General features: G+C 69.8%; 18 protein-coding genes, 2 tRNA genes and 1 riboswitch. Of the genes, 16 read left to right on the top strand and 4 right to left on the bottom strand.

Features of this window, described 5'->3' with window-relative positions; genetic code table 11:
- Window positions 1-116: 116 nt before the first annotated feature.
- From CK951_RS08535 to CK951_RS08525, 3 genes are all read left to right on the top strand, one after another.
- On the top strand, window positions 117-458 hold the full coding sequence (locus tag CK951_RS08535) for an ATP-dependent RecD-like DNA helicase (RefSeq protein ID WP_096785741.1): 342 nt from the start codon (window positions 117-119) through the stop codon (window positions 456-458).
- 49 nt (window positions 459-507) lie between these two features.
- The gene (locus CK951_RS20995) at window positions 508-1,221 is read left to right on the top strand and encodes a hypothetical protein (RefSeq protein WP_157764525.1); all 714 of its coding nucleotides are present in this window, start codon (window positions 508-510) and stop codon (window positions 1,219-1,221) included.
- Between the two features lie 159 nt (window positions 1,222-1,380).
- Complete coding sequence (locus CK951_RS08525) at window positions 1,381-2,802, top strand: DUF4041 domain-containing protein (RefSeq protein ID WP_232520593.1); 1,422 nt, start codon at window positions 1,381-1,383, stop codon at window positions 2,800-2,802.
- Window positions 2,803-3,177: 375 nt separating this feature from the next.
- On the opposite strand, the gene CK951_RS08520 is transcribed toward CK951_RS08525, so the two are convergent.
- Complete coding sequence (locus tag CK951_RS08520) at window positions 3,178-4,356, bottom strand: NAD(P)/FAD-dependent oxidoreductase (protein ID WP_096785738.1); 1,179 nt, start codon at window positions 4,354-4,356, stop codon at window positions 3,178-3,180.
- Between the two features lie 97 nt (window positions 4,357-4,453).
- Here CK951_RS08520 and CK951_RS08515 point away from each other — a divergent pair.
- Both CK951_RS08515 and CK951_RS08510 read left to right on the top strand, forming a co-directional pair.
- Window positions 4,454-4,528, top strand: a tRNA-Gln gene (locus CK951_RS08515).
- A gap of 88 nt (window positions 4,529-4,616) precedes the next feature.
- A tRNA-Gln gene (locus CK951_RS08510) sits at window positions 4,617-4,691 on the top strand.
- Between the two features lie 61 nt (window positions 4,692-4,752).
- Here the strand turns inward: CK951_RS08510 and cobO are convergent.
- Both cobO and CK951_RS08500 read right to left on the bottom strand, forming a co-directional pair.
- Window positions 4,753-5,358, bottom strand: a complete 606-nt coding sequence (gene cobO, locus CK951_RS08505) for a cob(I)yrinic acid a,c-diamide adenosyltransferase (protein ID WP_096785737.1) — start codon at window positions 5,356-5,358, stop codon at window positions 4,753-4,755.
- The gene (locus CK951_RS08500; RefSeq protein WP_096785736.1) at window positions 5,358-6,581 is read right to left on the bottom strand and encodes an NnrS family protein; all 1,224 of its coding nucleotides are present in this window, start codon (window positions 6,579-6,581) and stop codon (window positions 5,358-5,360) included. The genes cobO and CK951_RS08500 overlap by 1 nt, the downstream gene beginning before the upstream one ends.
- Window positions 6,582-6,697: 116 nt before the next feature.
- Window positions 6,698-6,890: riboswitch (cobalamin riboswitch) on the top strand.
- A gap of 99 nt (window positions 6,891-6,989) precedes the next feature.
- Here CK951_RS08500 and CK951_RS08495 point away from each other — a divergent pair.
- From CK951_RS08495 to cobJ, 6 genes are read left to right on the top strand one after another with little or no spacing between them, the layout of a single operon-like run.
- Window positions 6,990-7,349, top strand: coding sequence for a DUF1636 domain-containing protein (locus CK951_RS08495; protein ID WP_096785735.1), 360 nt, complete (start codon window positions 6,990-6,992; stop codon window positions 7,347-7,349).
- Window positions 7,346-8,383 (top strand): cobalamin biosynthesis protein CobW, encoded by a 1,038-nt coding sequence (gene cobW, locus CK951_RS08490; protein ID WP_096785734.1) that lies wholly within the window; start codon window positions 7,346-7,348, stop codon window positions 8,381-8,383. The genes CK951_RS08495 and cobW overlap by 4 nt, the downstream gene beginning before the upstream one ends.
- Window positions 8,384-8,386: 3 nt before the next feature.
- Window positions 8,387-11,605, top strand: coding sequence for a cobaltochelatase subunit CobN (cobN, locus tag CK951_RS08485; RefSeq protein WP_096785733.1), 3,219 nt, complete (start codon window positions 8,387-8,389; stop codon window positions 11,603-11,605).
- A complete protein-coding gene (locus CK951_RS08480) occupies window positions 11,602-12,234 on the top strand; it encodes a precorrin-8X methylmutase (protein WP_096785732.1) in 633 nt (210 codons plus the stop codon). The genes cobN and CK951_RS08480 overlap by 4 nt, the downstream gene beginning before the upstream one ends.
- The gene (locus tag CK951_RS08475) at window positions 12,234-12,965 is read left to right on the top strand and encodes a precorrin-2 C(20)-methyltransferase (protein WP_198402440.1); all 732 of its coding nucleotides are present in this window, start codon (window positions 12,234-12,236) and stop codon (window positions 12,963-12,965) included. Before CK951_RS08480 ends, CK951_RS08475 begins: the two co-directional genes overlap by 1 nt.
- A complete protein-coding gene (gene cobJ / locus CK951_RS08470; RefSeq protein WP_096785730.1) occupies window positions 12,962-13,693 on the top strand; it encodes a precorrin-3B C(17)-methyltransferase in 732 nt (243 codons plus the stop codon). The genes CK951_RS08475 and cobJ overlap by 4 nt, the downstream gene beginning before the upstream one ends.
- Here the strand turns inward: cobJ and CK951_RS08465 are convergent.
- Window positions 13,672-14,415 carry a cobalt-precorrin-6A reductase gene (locus CK951_RS08465; RefSeq protein WP_096785729.1) on the bottom strand — a complete coding sequence of 248 codons (744 nt, stop codon included), beginning with the start codon at window positions 14,413-14,415 and terminating at the stop codon, window positions 13,672-13,674. The two genes, cobJ and CK951_RS08465, sit on opposite strands and share 22 nt — an antisense overlap.
- Here CK951_RS08465 and cbiE point away from each other — a divergent pair.
- Genes cbiE through cobF form a run of 5 tightly spaced genes read left to right on the top strand, consistent with a single transcriptional unit; the run spans window position 14,414 to window position 18,203 of the window.
- Window positions 14,414-15,583, top strand: a complete 1,170-nt coding sequence (gene cbiE / locus CK951_RS08460) for a precorrin-6y C5,15-methyltransferase (decarboxylating) subunit CbiE (protein WP_096785728.1) — start codon at window positions 14,414-14,416, stop codon at window positions 15,581-15,583. The two genes, CK951_RS08465 and cbiE, sit on opposite strands and share 2 nt — an antisense overlap.
- Complete coding sequence (locus tag CK951_RS08455) at window positions 15,580-15,972, top strand: cobalamin biosynthesis protein (RefSeq protein WP_096787207.1); 393 nt, start codon at window positions 15,580-15,582, stop codon at window positions 15,970-15,972. The genes cbiE and CK951_RS08455 overlap by 4 nt, the downstream gene beginning before the upstream one ends.
- The gene (gene cobM, locus CK951_RS08450) at window positions 15,969-16,751 is read left to right on the top strand and encodes a precorrin-4 C(11)-methyltransferase (protein ID WP_096785727.1); all 783 of its coding nucleotides are present in this window, start codon (window positions 15,969-15,971) and stop codon (window positions 16,749-16,751) included. The genes CK951_RS08455 and cobM overlap by 4 nt, the downstream gene beginning before the upstream one ends.
- Window positions 16,748-17,473: a uroporphyrinogen-III C-methyltransferase gene (gene cobA / locus CK951_RS08445; RefSeq protein WP_096785726.1), complete on the top strand. Its 726-nt coding sequence runs from the start codon at window positions 16,748-16,750 to the stop codon at window positions 17,471-17,473. The genes cobM and cobA overlap by 4 nt, the downstream gene beginning before the upstream one ends.
- A complete protein-coding gene (gene cobF, locus CK951_RS08440; protein WP_096785725.1) occupies window positions 17,466-18,203 on the top strand; it encodes a precorrin-6A synthase (deacetylating) in 738 nt (245 codons plus the stop codon). The genes cobA and cobF overlap by 8 nt, the downstream gene beginning before the upstream one ends.
- The last annotated feature ends 16 nt before the right edge of the window (window positions 18,204-18,219 follow it).

Below are 18,219 nucleotides of genomic sequence, written 5' to 3'. Positions count from 1 at the left end.
GTGCAGATTCCGCTGGGTCGATACAGGCCACCGAGGACGCCCTCTTACCCGGTCGCAGCGACATTGCCGACGGCGATCCGATCATCTGGACCCGGAACGACTGGGACCGGGAGCTCATGAACGGGTCGATGGGCCGCGTTCAGTCAGTGATGGACGGCATCGCGCACGTGACGCTGGACGGCAAGCCGTTCGAACTCGATGCAGCCGACGCGGACAACCTGGACCTCGCCTATGCCATCTCGGTCCATAAGGCCCAAGGCTCTCAATGGAGGCGCGTCATCATTCCGGTCTTCAGATCCCGTCTGCTGGACCGGACCCTGATCTACACCGCCATCACGAGAGGCACGGAGCAAGTCATCATATTGGGGGACCAACGTGCCCTAGCGGCTGCTATAGAGAACATGCCCGCTTCAACAGCACGCTCTATTGGGCTGGATAAAAGGCTGCGGCGGGCATAAGGCCTCTCCTCATATGCAGATTATGTACCCGAGGCAAGGGAAGCAAAGAGTGAATGAAGTTGAGTTTGATGCGCTGATCACGGAACTCCGCAACGAGGCGGATGAGGCAGCTTGGCATATTGGCTTCATGAAGGTGGCGATTGACCAGAATGAGATGATCGCGGATCGTCTCAACGGGTCTTGCTCCGGATATGCCGGATTGGTCGCACGAAGTGCCGTCAAGGCTGCCGTGATTCTGTATTGCGCGAGAGCCTGGGACAAGGCACGGGACTCCGTATCACTTCGCCGGGCATTTGAAGAGTTCCCTGCGCTTGATGACCTTAACACACGACGCAGTGAGCAGCTGGCGACCCTTGGGATCGAGTTTGACGAGGCCACTCTTGTCGGCCGCTATGCGAATCTTCTGGAAGAATACAGTGTGGCGGAAGCCTCACCGGAACACCATCATATCCGACTTCTGCGCACGGAATATTTTGCTCATCGAGTCATCGAAAGCGATGATCGCAAGAAACTCGCAAAGGCTGGAGTGGACGTGGACCCTGCCACGTATGATGGCTTGTTGAGGCTCGCCGTGACCACCGTCTCGCTTGTCGGCGAGTTTGGCTATCTCTGGGATCGTCTCAGTAACCCCTACCCCGACCGGATCGCTTACGCCGAACGTTGTTGTCGCGAATTCTGGCGCAACGTGCCGGTGCTGAGAGACGTTGAGGAGTGGGAAGATCAAGTCATGACCGGTAGCGCTATGCCTGATGAACCTCCATAGCCTGCTGCTCAAGTGATGATTTGTCAGATCGGGGATCACTGTGACCGCTTTACTCAGATGCGGCACTGAAGACCGTGATTCGCGTAGCGGGATTGGTGCTTCCATCAATTCCTCTACGAGTTCATGATCGCCGTGGTTACTTTTTGACGGGAGATTCTTGTGAACGAATCCAGCGGGCTCGCGGATCCATTGGTCTTGGGGATCCTCGTCTGGTTCCTATTAACGCCACTCTTCCTTATCATGTGGCTGATATACGCCCAGAAAGCGCGCCGGGCCGTGAGCAGGATCGTGGAAGTAGAGAACGAGAAGGCGCGCGAATGCGAGCGGCTGACCGGTGTGGTGGACGAGATGCGCGGGCGGTTTGCGCCTATCCTGTCCATTGATGAGGAGGTGACGAAGTTAAAAGCAGCCGCTGCCGAAGAGAACCGGCGGGTGGAAGATCTGCGTGCCAGCTACGCCGAGAAACGCAAGGTCTTTGACAGACTTGAGCAGCAGGTGGCGATCTACGACGAACGACTCGCGTTCGCCGAGTTGGGTGTCTACGAGCCGCACTTCGATTTTGGGGACAGCGAGACCTACAAGTCCCGCATCAAGGAGGTGCGGGAGCGTCAGAAGGCGATGATCACGCAGGGAACTGCCACGATCTGCCCGACGGGCTGGACTGTCGATGGAAGCCGGTCGAAGGGTCAGACAATGGTCAATCGGCAAATGCGCCTGACGATGCGCGCCTTCAACAACGAGTGCGAGGCCGCCATCGCGAACACCCGCTGGAACAACGCGGTTGCCATGGAGAAGCGGATCATGGCGGCTGCCGCCGCGATCAACCGCGAGAACAGCTCGATGAACCTCTCGATCAGCGACGCCTATGTTGCGCTGAAGATCGAGGAGCTGCGGCTGACACACGAATGTCGCGAGCGCCTGAAGGCCGAGAAGGAAGAGCGCGCCGAACTGGCACGGATGGAGCGTGAGGAGAAGAAACTGCTGGCCGAGGCGGAGGCCGCAGAGCGCGCAGAACGAAAATACCAGGAACTCCTCGACAAGGCACGCAAAGAGGCGGAGGCCGGCTCTGCGACCGATGAGATGCGTCGCCGCATCACGGAACTCGAAGCCTCTCTTGCAGAAGCGCACAGCGCGAGCGAGCGGGCTCGCGCCATGGCCGAGATGACGAAGTCCGGCTACGTCTACATCATCTCGAACATCGGCTCCTTCGGCGAGGACGTGGTAAAGATCGGCCTCACCCGCCGCCTGGACCCGGATGACCGGGTGCGAGAACTGGGCGATGCCTCTGTGCCCTTCTCGTTCGACACCCATGCGATGATCTACAGCGACGAGGCGCCGGCCCTCGAAGGAGCGCTTCATCGCGAGTTCGCCGACCGCAGGATCAACATGTCCAACTTCCGGAAAGAGTTCTTCCGCGTGAAGCTCGAGGAGGTCGAAGAAGCCGTCGCTCGCCTGGCGCCGTCCGCCGCCTTCTTCAAGGATCGGGAGGCGCAGGAGTGGCACGAGACCCTCGCCCGCCGCAACCAGGCGCTTCAGGATATGGCCGCACCTGAGCGAGAGGTTCTTCCGGCGTCGCTCTGACCTGCCACGCACGCGGTTGGGAAGCAAGCGGCGCCGCGAACTAGCCCGGCTAGAATGGTCGACACTAACCTGCTGGTCGCGTCAGGCTATGGTCTCCGCACCAAGGACGTATCCGCAAAACTACCGGTCAGCGTCCGACCTGCTCCCAAAACTGCCGCAAAACCACCGGTAGTTTGAAAGAACAGCGTGCGATGCTGCTCCAGACCTCTGTTCGGCAAGCGGCCATCACCACACACACAGTTCCGAGTGTCGCATTCGAAACCTTATAAGATGATCGCGCACACACCAGCCGACTGTGCCGGATGGCGACCTTCGCTTCCCTGCACCTGCACCTGCGCGGGGCACGGGCCAGCCCGGCCACCCGCCCGAACACCCTCAGACCACCTGACCGGCTGCCCAGCCCGATGACCACGCCCACTGGAAGTTGTAGCCGCCGAGCCAGCCGGTGACGTCCACCGCCTCGCCGATGAAATGCAGCCCCGGGATGCTGCGGGCCTGCAGGGTCCGGGCGTCGAGATGATCGGTGTCCACGCCGCCCAGCGTGACCTCGGCGGTGCGGTAGCCTTCGGTGCCGACCGGCCGAAGCTCCCAGGCGCCGACGAGGCTGGCGAGCCTGTCCAGCGTGGCATTCGACTGCGCGCCCAGCGGCCCCTCGATCCCGGCCCGGCCCTCCAGATGCCGTGCGAGGCGCTCCGGCAGGATCTGCGCCAGCACCGTGCGGACCGCGCTCCGGGCCTGCTCGTCGCGGCCGCGTCGCAGCATCTGCAGCACCTCGCTGCCCGGAGCGAGCCGCAGGGTGACCGGCATCCCCTCGCGCCAGTAGGAACTGATCTGGAGAATCGCCGGACCCGACAGGCCGCGATGCGTGAACAGCACGGCCTCGTCGAAGGCCGCCCCGCCCGCCGAGACGCGGGCCGGCACGGCAATGCCCGCCAGCGGCTTCAGCAGGTCCAGCTCCTGCGTCGCGAAGGTCAGCGGGACGAGGCCCGGCCGTGTCTCGACCACCGGCAGGCCGAAGCTTTCGGCCAGGCGATAGCCGTAGCCGCTCGCGCCCATCTTCGGGATGGATTTCCCTCCGGTGGCCACGACGACCGAGGCGGCCGAGACCGCCCCTCGCGAGGTGTCGACGACGAAGCCCCCGCCGTCCCGGCGCACCTCGCCCGGCTCGGTGGACAGCCAGAGCGTCACCCCGGCCTCGCGCATCTGCCGCACCAGCATGTCCACGATCTGCGTGGCGGAGCCGTCGCAGAACAGCTGCCCCAGCGTCTTCTCGTGCCAGGCGATTCCCTCGGCGTCGAGACGGGCGATGAAATCCCACTGCGTGAAGCGCTTCAGCGCCGAGAGTGCAAAGCGCGGGTTCCGCGACAGGAAACGGTCGGGCGCGATGCCGCGGTTGGTGAAATTGCAGCGCCCGCCGCCCGAGATGCGGATCTTCTCGCCCGGCGCGCGGGCATGGTCGATCACCAGCACGCGGCGGCCCCGGCGGCCCGCCTCGATGGCGCAGAACATGCCGGCGGCCCCTGCCCCCAGGATCACGACGTCGGTTTTTTCCATGCGCTTCCATAGCTTGCGGCCAATATCGCGGCAATGCCAGAAATCTGCGGACTGCCCCTTGCAGAGGTCCGGAGGCTTCGCTAAACACCGCCGCAGTTGGGGCGTCGCCAAGCGGTAAGGCAGCGGTTTTTGGTACCGCCATTCGTTGGTTCGAATCCAGCCGCCCCAGCCACTTGCCGGAAGCGATGGCAGCATCGGTTCCGGTGACGACTGCGCTCTTGCGGCTCGGGGGCGCCTTTGCTAGATATCGGCCGCACAGTTGGGGCGTCGCCAAGCGGTAAGGCAGCGGTTTTTGGTACCGCCATTCGTTGGTTCGAATCCAGCCGCCCCAGCCACTTTCCTCAGTCGATACAGCAACCTGCCCGCCGCGGCTGCATGCGCGCCCTTGCGGCGCCGTCAGAACTCCACCCCCGGCTGGCCCTTGATCCCGGCGCGGAACGGATGCTTCACCGCGACCATCTCGGTGACCAGATCGGCCGCCTCGATCAGTTCGGGCTTCGCGTTGCGCCCCGTAAGGACGACATGGGTCATCGGCGGCTTCTCGTCGCGCAGGAAGGCCAGCACCTCGGCCAGGTCCAGATAGTCGTAGCGCAGCGCGATGTTGATCTCGTCCAGCAGGACCATGCGGATCGCAGGATCGCGGATCAGCTCCTTCGCCTTCTCCCAGCCGGCGCGGGCGGCGGCGATGTCGCGCCCGCGGTCCTGCGTCTCCCAGGTGAAGCCCTCGCCCATGGCGTGGAACTGGCAGAGCCCGCCGAACGCGCCGGTCAGCAGACGACGCTCGCCGGTGTCCCAGGCGCCCTTGATGAACTGCACGACGGCGCAGGGCATGCCATGCGCGATGCAGCGCAAGATCATCCCGAAGCCCGAGGAGGACTTGCCCTTGCCCGGCCCGGTATGGACGATGATCAGGCCTTTCTCGCCGGACTTTTCCGCCATCATCCGGTCGCGGGCGGCCTTGATGCGGGCCTTCTTCTCGGCGTGGCGGGTAGCGTCGTCCATCAGCGTATCTCGATCCTGACAAGTTGGGTCTGGGCGCGGGGGCCGGAGAAGACGGGGCGTGCCACCGGGCCGAGCACGGTCGGCAGGTAACCCGCAAGGAAGGACAGCCAGCCAAGGCACCAGAGCGCCGCGGCCAGCGTGACGACATCGGCCGAAGGTGCCAGCGGTGCCGCCAGCCGCAGCAGCGCGGCGCTCCAGATCAGGGCGAAGGCCGCGACCATCGTCGGCCGCGCCCGCAGCGGCCCGCCGTCGCGGGGCGCCGCCGCGCGGGCGGCAAGCGACAGGATCATGCCCGACATGGCGCCCATGGTCAGCGCATGAAGCGCGTCCATCTCCGCCAGCGGCAGCAGGCCGAGCCGCGCGAGGCCCACCAGCACCAGCCCGGCCGCGAGCCAGCCGAAGGTGGCATGCAGCAGCAGGAGCAACAGGTTGCCCCGCGCGTCCCTGCCCCGCCAGCCGGCAAGACGGATGCCCTGCAGGATGCCCGCCGCGATCAGCGCCAGTGCCGAGACGGTTTCTTCCCCGGCGAAGGTCAGCGCCAGAGCCGACCAGAGCAGCCCGAGCGCCGCCCAGCCGAGCGCCGGGCGCGGCGCGGGATCGGCCACCGTCAGCCCGGCCTGCCGCAGCCAGTTCAGCGTGAAGGCCGGCACCATCCGCCCGCCGATGATCGAGATCTTGATCGCGAAGAACATCCAGCCCACGCGGACCATTGTCGCGCTGTCGGGCATCGCCTCGGTGACCGCCGCGCGAAGGTAAAGCGTCTCGGCCAGCCCGAAGGCGAAGATGCCGGCGGCGAAGCCGAGCTTCGGCCAGCGCCGTGCCGCGACCGCCTCGCGCGCAAGCAGGGCGCCGAGCAAGAGAAAGTAGCCCAGCGCCGCCGGCTGGAGCAGCCACAGTGGCAGGCCGGGCCACAGCCCCTCGGCCAGCAGGGCCACCCGCCCGAGCAGCCAGAGCGCCACGAGGGCCATCAGGGGCCGCCCGCTCAGCGGGTCCGCGCCGCGCCAGCTCATCGAGGCGGTCAGGAAGTAGCCCCCCACCGCCGCCGAACCGAGGCCGAACAGCATCTCGTGCCCGTGCCAGAGGCCCGAGGTGCCAAGGACCGGCGTTGAAAGGCCCATCGAGCCGCCCCAGTGCCACCAGACCAGCGCGACCAGCGCCCACAACCCCGCCGCCAGAAACAGCGGCCGATGCGGGGCAAGCCAGATCGAGGATACGGCGGCCATCGGAGTCTCCCGTCGAGCGGCCTTCCTTCTGCCTGCTCGCATCCGGTTTGTGAAGCCCGGCCGCGGCACGCCCGCGCGGGACGGGCGAGCTTCTTGACACGGGCGCCGCTTTGGCCCACCACTCCGCCCGCGCTGGTTCCTGTCATCATGACAGGCGAAGAGGGAATGCCGAGAAGGCAGCCGCCCCCGCGACCGTGACCGGAAAGGTCGCCCAAGCCACTGGCCCCGGGGTCGGGAAGGCGGGCGCCCGCTGGGCCGCAGGCCCTGGATCCGCAAGCCGGGAGACCTGCCCGCGCTGAGACTTACGGGCGGACGGGGTGTTCCGCGGCCGGTGGACCAGGGCGCCTCTTGTCGTCGCGCCCCATTCCCTGGATGCCGCCCCCGATGCCCCCGCACGAGGGACGGCCAATGACCGTGACGCTTCACGTCTGCACCACCTGCCGCGCCGGACGCCCCGTCGCCGAGGGGGAGCCCGTTCCGGGCGCGCTCCTCCACGCGGCCCTCGCCGCGGCAGCCCCGGACGGCGTGCGGGTCGCGCCGGTCGAATGCCTCTCGGCCTGCGCGCAGGGCTGCGCCGTGGCGCTCTCGGCCCCCGGCCGCTGGACCTACGTCTACGGCCGGCTCGACCGGGACCACGCAGCCGAGATCGTCGCCGGGGCCGAGGCCTATGCCGCCGCCCCCGACGGGATCGTGCCCTGGCGCGAGCGGCCCGAGATCTTCCGCAAGCAGTCGCTTGCCCGCATTCCCCCGATCGGAGAGACCCCATGACCGACCTTGCGAAGATCCCCGTCACGGTGATCACCGGCTTTCTCGGCGCCGGAAAGACCACGCTGATACGCCACCTGATGCAGAACGCGGGCGGGCGCCGGCTGGCCGTTCTGGTCAACGAGTTCGGCACCGTGGGCGTGGACGGCGACCTGATCCGCGCCTGCGCCGACGAGAGCTGCCCGGACGAGGCGATCGTGGAGCTTGCGAACGGCTGCCTCTGCTGCACCGTCGCCGACGAGTTCATCCCCACCATCGAAGCGCTGATGGCCCTGCCCCGCCGCCCCGACCACATCCTGATCGAGACCTCGGGCCTTGCGCTGCCCAAACCCCTGCTCAAGGCCTTCGACTGGCCGGCCATCCGCTCGCGCATCACGGTGGACGGGGTGATCGCGCTGGCCGATGCCGAGGCCGTCGCCGCGGGCCGCTTCGCCCCCGACGCCGACGCGGTGGCCGCGCAGGCCATGGCCGAAGGCGCCGATCACGAGACGCCGCTGTCCGAGGTTTTCGAGGATCAACTCGCCTGCGCCGACATCGTGCTCCTGACCAAGGCCGACCTTGCCGGCGAGGCGGGCCTAGCGGCCGCCCGCGCCGTGGTCGAGGCCGAAGCGCCGCGCCCGGTTCCGATTCTCGCAGTGACCGAGGGCACGGTCGATCCGCAGGTGATCCTCGGGATCGGCGCCGCGGCCGAGGATGATCTGGCCGCCCGCCCCTCGCACCATGACGGCGCGGACGACCACGAGCATGACGATTTCGCCTCGACAGTGATCGACCTGCCCGAGATCTCCGATCCCGAGGCACTGGCCGCCGCCATCCGGGCGCTCGCGCGTGAGCGCAACGTCCTGCGCGTCAAGGGCCACGTCGCGGTGGCCGGAAAGCCGATGCGGCTGCTGGTGCAGGCGGTGGGCGAGCGGGTGCGCCACCAGTATGACCGGCCGTGGCCGGGCGAGCGGCTCTCGCGCCTCGTGGTGATCGCCGAGCGTGCCGACATTGACGAGGCCGCGATCCGTCAGGATCTGCTCGCGCGGGTCGCCTGAGCCATGCACGTCGTCTTCCGCGAAAGCCACGGGCTCGAGGAGACCGCAACACCCTTCGATCCGGGCCAGACGCCGGCGGATCTGGTGGTGCTGTCGTTCTCCGACAGCGACCTCGGGGCTTTCGCGGCGGGCTGGCACCGGTCGAAGGGCGGCCTGCCCTCGCTGCGCCTGCTGAACCTCGTGGCGTTGCGGCATCCCCTGTCGATCGACACCTATGCCGAGACGGTGCTGGCCCATGCCAAGGCGATCCTGATCCGGCTGATCGGCGGCGAGAGCTACTGGAGCTACGGTCTGGCCGAGGTGCAGGACCTCTGCCGCCGCCGAGGCATCGCGCTCGCGGTGCTGCCGGCGGACGGGCGCGAGGATCCGGCGCTGGATGCGGTCTCGACGCTGCCGGTCTCGACGCTGCGGCGGCTTTCGGCGCTCTGCGATGCCGGAGGGGCGGTCGCGGCGCAGGCGGCGCTTGCGCAACTGGCGCTGGCGGCGGGACTTTATGCCGGGCCGGTCATGGGCGACAAGCGCGTCCCCGACTGCGGCTGGTACGACCCCGAGCGGGGCGTGATCCCTCAGCCCGAGCCGGGGGGCGTTGTCGTCACCTTCTACCGCAGCTACCTGACCGCCGCCGATACCGCGCCCATCGATGCCCTGATTTTCGCGCTTCGCGAACGGGGGTTCAGCGCCTGCGGCCTCTTTGCCCCCTCGCTCAAGGCGCCGGGCGCGGCGGATTGGATCTCGGCCCAGCTTGCGGTCTTCACGCCGGTGGCGATCGTGAACGCCACGGCCTTCTCGGCGAAAGCCGCCGCCGGTTCGCCGCTCGACGGTCCCGGCTGCCCGGTGTTCCAGGTCGCGCTCTCCACCGCGCGCCGCCGCGACTGGGCTGAGGCCGAGCGCGGCCTGTCGCCGGCCGACCTCGCCATGCATGTCGTGCTGCCGGAAGTCGACGGCCGGATCCTCGCCGGCGTCGTCAGCTTCAAGTCGCCTGGGCGGCGTGATCCCGATCTGCAGTATTCCCGGTTTGCCCATCGCCCGGACGGGGAGCGGATCGCCGCCGTGGCCGACCGCGTTGCGGCTTGGCATCGTCTGGGCCGGACCCCGGCGGCTGAACGGCGACTGGCCCTCGTGCTCTCCACCTATCCCGGCCGTCCGGACCAGATCGCCCATGCGGTGGGCCTGGACGCCGCGGCCTCGGCCGAAGCTCTGCTGGCGACGCTCGCCGCAGAGGGCTACGCTACCGCTCCTGCGGCACCGGTGACGGAGAGCCTGCTCACGGAGGTCCTCGTCTGGCCTCTCGCGGAGTATCGCGCCGCTCTCGCCACCCTGCCCGAGCCGATGCAATTCACCCTTCGTGAAATATGGGGCGATCCCGAGCAGGATCCGGCCTGTCGCGACGGGGCGTTCCGCTTCGCTGCCACCCGGCGCGGCAAGGTGCTGGTGGCGCTCCAGCCCGAGCGCGGCGAGAGCGGCGCGCGGGACGCCGACTACCACGACCTCTCGCGCGTGCCGCGGCACGGCTATGTCGCCTTCTACCTCTGGCTGCACGCGCAGGGCCTGCACGCACTGGTCCACATGGGCGCGCATGGCACGCTGGAGTGGCTGCCGGGAAAGGCCGTCGCGTTGTCTGGCACCTGCTGGCCCGAGGCACTGACCGGCGCGCTGCCCGTGATCTACCCCTTCATCGTCAATGACCCCGGCGAGGCCGCGCAGGCCCGCCGCCGCATTGGCGCGGTGACGCTTGGCCACCTGCCGCCTCCGCTCAGGGACAGCGCGCTGCCAGACAGCCTCAACCGGCTGGAGCGGCTGCTGGACGAATACTCGACCGCCGACGGCCTCGATCCCGCGCGCCGGGGCCGGCTGATCGCCGCGATCCGCGACGAGGCCCGCGCCGCCGGGGTGGAGGCTGATCTCGGCCTCCCCGAGGATGCCACGCCCGCCGAGGCGATCACCCGCATCGACCGCTTCGTCTGCGACCTGAAGGAAAGCCGCTACGGCGAGGGCCTGCACGTCTATGGGCAGGGCGCGGGCGAGACGGCGGGACTTCTGGCTGCGCTCGACGGACGGAGGGTCGCGGCCGGGCCATCGGGCTCGCCGCACCGCGGGCGGGCGGATGTGCTGCCCACGGGCCGCAACCTCTACTCGGTCGATCCGCGCGCGGTGCCGTCGCGCGCGGCCCATGCGCAGGGCGTGAAACTCGCCGAGGAACTCTTGCGGCGCCACCTGCAGGATCACGGCGACTGGCCGAAGGGGCTGGTGGTGGACCTCTGGGGCTCGGCCTCGATGCGCACGGCGGGCGAGGAATTCGCCATGGCGCTGCATCTGGCCGGGCTCGCGCCCCGTTGGGACGAGGGTACGGAGCGGGTTTCGGGGTTCGAGATCCTGCCGCTTGCCCTGCTCGGCCGGCCGCGGATCGACGTCACGCTGCGCGTCTCGGGCCTCTTCCGTGACATCTTCCCGACGCTCGCGCAACTCTTCGGCGCGGGGGCCGAGGCGTTGGCCGAACGCGACGAGGCGCCCGAGGATAATCCCTACCGCACCCCCGGACCCCGCGTCTTCGGCCCGCGCCCGGGGAGCTACGGCGCAGGGGTCCGGGTCGAGAACTACACGGCCGAGGGCCGGGACGCCGCCGGCGAGGCCTGGCTTCAGGGCTCGGCCTGGGCCATCGGCAGCGACGGCGCGCCCGAGCACGCGCCCTCCGCGCTGGCCGATCGCGTGCGTGCGGCCGATGCCTTCGCCCATGTGCAGGACCTGCCCGAGACCGACCTCCTGATGGCCGAAGACTATGCCGCGCATCAGGGCGGCTTTGCCGCCGCGCTCGCCCATCTGGGGCGGGAGGCCACGCTCTACCACCTCGACGCGACGCGCCCCGACTCGCCGCGAGCCCGCACGTTGAATGAAGAGCTTTCGCGCATCGTCCGCGCCCGCATCGCCGACCCCGCCTGGGCCGATGCCATGATGCGCCACGGCTTCCGCGGCGCGGCCGAGATCACGGCGAGCGTGGATCATCTCGCGAGCTTCGCGCAGCTGACCCGCGCGGTGCCGGATCACCTCTTCGACCTCTGCTTCGAGGCGACGCTTCAGCGCGAGGACCTCGTGGCCTTCATGGCGCGCGAGAACCCCGCCGCGCTCGAGGCACTCCGCGACCGCTTCCGGCGGCTGGCCGAGGCCGGTCTCTGGACCACCCGCCGCAACTCCATCGCCGCCCTTATGACCTGCGAGGCCCCATGACGCCGCATCTTTACGAAACCGATGGCGCCGCGATCTACCGCCAGTCCTTCGCCACCATCCGGGCCGAGGCCGCCTTGTCCGGCTTCACCCCCGAGGAAGAGGTGGTGGTGGTCCGGATGATCCACGCCGCAGGGATGGTCGGGCTGGAGGCCCATGTCCGCTTCTCGCCCGGCATGGCCATCGCGGCGCGGGCGGCGCTCGAGGCCGGCGCGCCGATCCTCTGCGACGCGCGGATGGTGAGCGAGGGGATCACCCGGGCCCGGCTTCCTGCGGACAATGCGGTGATCTGTACGCTGCACGATCCCGAGGTTCCGGCGCTCGCGCGCAGCCTGAACACCACGCGGTCGGCCGCGGCGCTGGAACTGTGGCGGCCGCATCTTCAGGGCGCGGTGGTGGCGATCGGCAATGCGCCGACCGCGCTCTTCCACCTGCTGAACATGCTCGAAGAGCCCACCTGCCCGCGCCCCGCCGCGATCATCGGCTGCCCGGTGGGCTTCGTCGGCGCGGCCGAATCGAAGGACGCGCTGATGGCCGACCTGCCCTGTCCCTCGCTGATCGTCGAGGGTCGGCTCGGCGGCTCGGCCATCACGGTTGCGGCTGTCAACGCGCTCGCGAGCCGGGTGGAATGATGGGACGCATCATCTGTGCGGGCCTCGGCCCCGGCGATCCCGAACTGCTGAGCGTCAAGTCGGACCGGCTGATCCGGGCCGCCCGCCATGTCGCCTATTTCCGCAAGGCGGGCCGCTCCGGTCAGGCGCGGCGCATCGTCGAGGGGATGCTGCGCCCCGACGTGGTCGAGCATCCCATGGATTACCCGGTCACCACCGAGATCCCGTTCGATCACCCCGACTACAACCGCCTGCTGGCGGAGTTCTACGACCTCTGGGCCGACCGGCTGGCCGACCTTTCGCAGACTGAGGAGATCGTCGTGCTCTGCGAAGGCGATCCGCTTTTCTACGGCTCGTTCATGCACCTGCACACCCGGCTGCAGGGTCGGGCCGAGGTCGAGATCGTGCCGGGCATTCCCGGAATGGCGGGCTGCTGGAACGCGGCCGACCTGCCGATCACCTGGGGCGACGACGTGCTCTCGGTGCTCGCGGGCACGCTGCCCGAGGCGGACCTCGCCCGCCATGCCGCGGCGGCCGATGCGCTGGTGGTGATGAAGACGGGACGCAACCTGCCCAAGGTGCGCCGGGCTCTGGCGGCTGCGGGCCGGCTGGAGGAAGCCTGGCTCGTGGAGCGCGGAACCATGCCGGGCCAGCGCGTGGCACGGCTGGCCGAGGTCGAGGGGGCGGATTGCCCGTATTTCGCCATCGTGCTGGTGCCCGGGCGCGGCCGTCGGCCGGAGCTTGCGGAATGAGCGGCTGGGTGGTGGTGGCGGGTCTCGGCCCGGGCTCGGAGGCGCTGGTGACGCCGGAGGTCACGGCGGCACTGGCCGAGGCGACCGATGTGGTGGGCTACATTCCCTACGTGGCCCGAGTCGCACCGCGGCCGGGGCTCGTGCTGCACCCCTCGGACAATCGGGTGGAGGTCGAGCGCGCGACCCATGCGCTGGAGATGGCGGCCGCGGGGCGGCGGGTGGTCGTGGTGTCCTCGGGCGATCCGGGGGTTTTCGCCATGGCCTCGGCGCTTTTCGAGGCGATGGAGGCGCGACCCGATCTGGCCTCGGTCGACATCCGGGTGTTGCCCGGCATCACGGCGATGCTCGCGGCGGCGGCGGCGGCGGGTGCGCCCTTGGGCCACGACTTCTGCGCGATCAACCTGTCGGACAACCTGAAGCCCTGGGCGCTGATCGAGAAGCGGTTGCGGCTGGCGGCCGAGGCCGATCTTGCCATGGCCTTCTACAACCCTCGCTCGAAGTCCCGACCGGAAGGCTTTGCAAAGGTTCTGGAACTCCTGCGCGACGCTTGCGGGCCAGAGCGGCTGATCACCTTCGCCCGCGCCGTCTCGACCCCCGATCAGCGGATCGAGACGGTGACGCTGGCCGAGGCGCAGCCCGAGATGGCCGACATGCGGACGGTGGTGCTCGTCGGCAACTCGGCCACGCGGCGCGTGGGGTGCTGGGTCTACACGCCGAGGTCCGCGTGAAAGCCGAGCCAAGCCATCACCGCCTCGGGCGTCTCGGCGCGCGGGCGCTCCGGGATCGCCGGCCGGTCGATCAGGATCACCGGCAGCCCGAGCATCCGCGCGGCATCGAGCTTGGCGCGCGCGCCCTCGCCACCCGCGTTCTTCGCCACGACGATCTGCGTGCCATGCCGACGCATCAGCGCCAGATCCTCGTCGAGCGTGAAGGGACCGCGGGCGATCACTGCTTCGGCCCGCGGCAGCGGCAGCGCGTCGGGCGGATCGACGAGGCGCAACAGGTAGCGGTGCTGCGGATGGCCCGCGAAGGCATCCAGATGCTGCCGGCCGATGGCGAGGAACACGCGGGCCGGTGCCTCGGGCAGCGCCGCGGCGGCTGCGGCAAGATCGGAGACGAGGGTCCAGCGATCGCCCTCGCCCGCCTGCCAAGGCGCGCGTTCGAGCGCGACGAGCTGCGTTCCGGTCAGGGCACAGGCCTCGACCGCGTTGCGACTCATCTGCGCGGCGAAGGGATGGGTCGCATCGATCACGTGGCTGATCCGCTCGCGACGGAGCCAGTCGGCCAGACCCTCCACGCCGCCGAAGCCGCCCACGCGCATCGGCAGCGGCTGGGCGACCGGCGCCGCGGTGCGGCCGGCGTAGGAGAAGACGGCGTCGAGCCCCGCCCCGACCAGTGCGCGGGCCATGCGGCTGGCTTCGGTCGTGCCGCCCAGAAGGAGGATGCGCATGGCTGATCCCTGGCTGTCGATCATCGGTCTGGGCGAAGATGGACCGGCGGGACTGACGGATGCAAGCCGCGCCGCGCTGGCGGCGGCGGAGATCGTGGTCGGCTCGCCGCGACATCTGGCGCTGGTCGCGGCAGGCGAGCGCGGGATGGAATGGCCGGTGCCCTTCGATCTGGCGCCGGTGCTGGCCCTGCGGGGCCGGCGGGTGGCGGTTCTGGCCTCGGGCGATCCGTTCTGGCACGGCGCGGGCGGCAGCCTTGCCGCGGTGCTGGGCACGGGCGAGTGGCGGGCCTTTCCGGCACCCGGCGTGATTTCCCTTGCCGCGGCCCGGCTCGGCTGGCGCCTCGAGGAGGTGCGCTGCCTCGGCCTGCACGCCGCCCCGTTCGAGCGGCTGGTGCCCGATCTGGCGCAAGGTTTCCGCGCCATCTGCACGCTCCGCGACGCCGCGGCCGCCGCGGATCTGGCACGCTGGCTTTCGGCCGCAGGATGGGGTGCGTCGAGGCTCTGGGTTCTCGAGGCCCTCGGCGGCCCGCGCGAGCGGGTGCGGCAGACGACGGCCGAGGACTTTTCGCTCGAGGGGATCGAGGCACCTGTCGCGGTGGCGCTGGAGGTCGCGGGCGCGATTGCCCTGCCCCGAGTGCCCGGCCTGCCGGAGTGGCGCTTTGCCCATGACGGCCAGATCACCAAGGCCGCGGTGCGGGCGATGACGCTGGCGGCGCTCGCACCCCGCAGCGGAGAGCTGCTCTGGGATCTCGGGGCCGGCTCGGGCTCGGTCTCGGTGGAGTGGTGTCTGGCCGGCGGGCGCGCCGTGGCGGTGGAACTGCGCCCCGGGCGGGTTGCCAACATCCGCGAGAATGCAGGGCGCTTTGGTCTGACAGGCCGGCTGACGGTGGTCGAGGGGTCCGCGCGGGATGTCCTGCCGGACTTGCCCGTGCCGGATGCGATCTTCGTTGGCGGCGGCTTCGACGCGGACCTGTTTGCGGCGCTGCCGCGCGCAGCCCGACTGGTGGTCAATGCGGTCACGCTGGAGACCGAGGCGCTGCTGGCCGAGCTTCATGCCCGCCACGGCGGCGAATTGCTGCGCATCGACCTTGCCCGTGCGGCGCCGCTCGGGCGGATGCGGGGCTGGGAAAGCGCGCGGCCAGTGGTGCAATGGAGCCTTGCCCCGTGATCGTGGCGGGTCTCGGATTTCGCGCCGCAACCTCGGAAGAGGATCTCTCGGCCGCGCTGATGCTCGCGGGCTGCGAGCCCGACCTGATCGCCACCCTCGCGACGAAGGCGGAGGTTCGCGCCCTTCAGGCGGTGGCGCGGCGCCTCGGGATCCGGGTGATCGGGGTGCCCGAAACGGCGCTCGCCGGAGTTTCCACTGCGACCCGGTCGGACCGGATCATCCGGCGTTTCGGCACCGGGTCGCTGGCCGAGGCCGCGGCACTGGTGGCCGCCGGGCCGGGCGCGCGGCTGATCCGGCCGCGGATCGTGTCGGGGCCGGTCACACTCGCGCTGGCCGAGGCCCGGGAAGAACAGATGTTTCACAAGGACGGGAAGGGAATCGCGGAATGACCGTGCATTTCATCGGAGCGGGACCCGGAGCGCCGGATCTCATCACGCTGCGCGGGCGCGACCTGATCGCGGCCTCGCCGGTCTGCCTCTATGCCGGCTCGCTGGTGCCGGAAGGCGTGCTGGCGCATTGCCCGCCCGGCGCGAGGATCGTCAACACCGCGCCCATGAGCCTTGATGCGATCATCGAGGAAATTGCGGCCGCCCATGCGGCGGGCCACGACGTGGCGCGGCTGCATTCCGGGGATCTCTCGGTCTGGTCCGCCATGGGCGAGCAGTTGCGCCGGCTGCGGGCTCTGGGGATTCCCTATGACGTGACGCCGGGCGTGCCGTCCTTCGCCGCCGCGGCGGCGACGCTGGGGGCGGAACTGACCCTGCCGGGTGTCGCGCAGTCGGTCGTGCTGACCCGCACCTCGGGACGCGCCTCGCCCATGCCCGAGGGCGAGCGGCTTTCGGCCTTCGCGGCGACCGGGGCGGTGCTGGCGATCCACCTGTCGGTCCATGTCCTCGACCGGGTGATCGAGGAGCTGTCGCCGCATTACGGCGAGGATTGCCCGGTGGCCGTGGTCTGGCGCGCAAGCTGGCCGGACGAGCGGGTGGTGCGGGCGACGCTCGGCACCCTGCGCACCGCCCTTGCCGCGGAACTGGAGCGGACGGCGCTGATCCTTGTCGGCCGCAGCCTCGGCGCCGAGGACTTTGCGGAAAGTCGCCTTTATGCCGGCGACTACGACCGCCGCTATCGCCCCGTCGGCACAGCGCCGCGCTTTCCGGAGGCGTCATGAGCGGATTCGTCTCCTTCGTCTCGTCGGGGCCGGGCGATCCCGAGCTTCTGACGCTGAAGGCGGTGGACCGGCTGGGGCGGGCGGATGCCGTGCTGTTCGACGACCTGTCCTCGGGGCCGATCCTTGCCCATGCGCGCGAGGGGGCGGATCTGGTTGGCGTCGGCAAGCGCGCCGGCCGCGCCTCGCCGAAGCAGGACCACGTCAGCCGGCTGCTGGTGGATTACGCCCGGACCGGCGCCCGCGTGGTGCGGCTGAAGTCGGGCGATGCAGGCCTGTTCGGCCGGCTGGAGGAGGAGATCGAGGCGCTTTCCGCGGCTGGCATCGGCTACGAGATCGTGCCGGGCGTGCCCTCGGCCTGCGCGGCGGCGGCGGCGGCGGGGATCCCGCTGACGCGGCGGCTGACCGCGCGGCGGGTGCAGTTCCTGACCGGGGCCGATGTGACGGGCGGCCTGCCCGAGACCAATCTGGCCGCGCTGGCCGATCCGGCGGCAACCACCGTCGTCTTCATGGGCAAGCGCACCTTCCCGGCGCTTGCGGAGCGCCTGTTTGCGGCAGGCCTGCCGGAGGCGACGCCCGCCCTGCTGGCCGAGGGCGTCTCGACCCCGGCACAGCGGATCTGGCGCGGCACGATGGCCGCGCTGGTCGCGGAGGTGGCGCGGGCCGGAGAGGCGCCGGCGCTGATCCTTTATGGACCTCTCGCGGCGGAGGATGGCGATGCGTGAGCTGATCCTGATCGGCATAGGCACCGGCAATCCCGGCCACCTGACGGATCAGGGGCGCGAGGCGCTCCGGACGGCCGAACTGATCCTCGTGCCGAGGAAGGGGCCGGACAAGGCCGACCTTGCCGACTTGCGCCTTGCCATCTGCGCGAAGGCCGCGCCGGGCGTGCCGGTGGCCGAGTTTGACCTGCCGGTGCGCGATGCCTCGCTGCCCGACTACAAGCGAGGCGTGCACGAATGGCACGACGCCATCGCGCAGGCCTGGGCCCAAGCTGCCGGTGCGGCGGGCCGCGTCGCGCTGCTGATCTGGGGCGATCCCTCGCTCTACGATTCGAGCCTGCGGATCGCCGCCCGGCTGGCACCCGCGCCGAAGATCCGGGTCGTGCCCGGGATCACGGCGATTCAGGCACTTTGCGCCGCCCATGCCATTCCGCTGAACGAGGTGGGTGCCCCGGTCCTGATCACCACCGGGCGCAACCTGCGCGAGGGCGGCTGGCCCGAGGGCGTGGACCGGCTGGCCGTGATGCTCGATGGCGATTGTGCGTTCCGAGGGCTGCCGCCCGAGGGGATCCGCATCTGGTGGGGCGCCTATCTCGGCATGGCCGAGGAGATCGTCGAGGCCGGGCCGCTGGCCGAGGCGGGTCCGCGCATTCTGCAGACCCGCGCCGCCGCCCGGGCGCGGCATGGCTGGATCATGGACATATATCTGCTGGACAGGTGCGGCGGCACCTGAGCCCTACGACCGCGGC

The organism is Rhodobacter sp. CZR27, from assembly GCF_002407205.1.
Taxonomy (GTDB): domain Bacteria; phylum Pseudomonadota; class Alphaproteobacteria; order Rhodobacterales; family Rhodobacteraceae; genus Cereibacter_A.
Note: the sequence above shows the minus strand (reverse complement) of the source record. Positions and strands in the feature narration are given on the sequence as shown.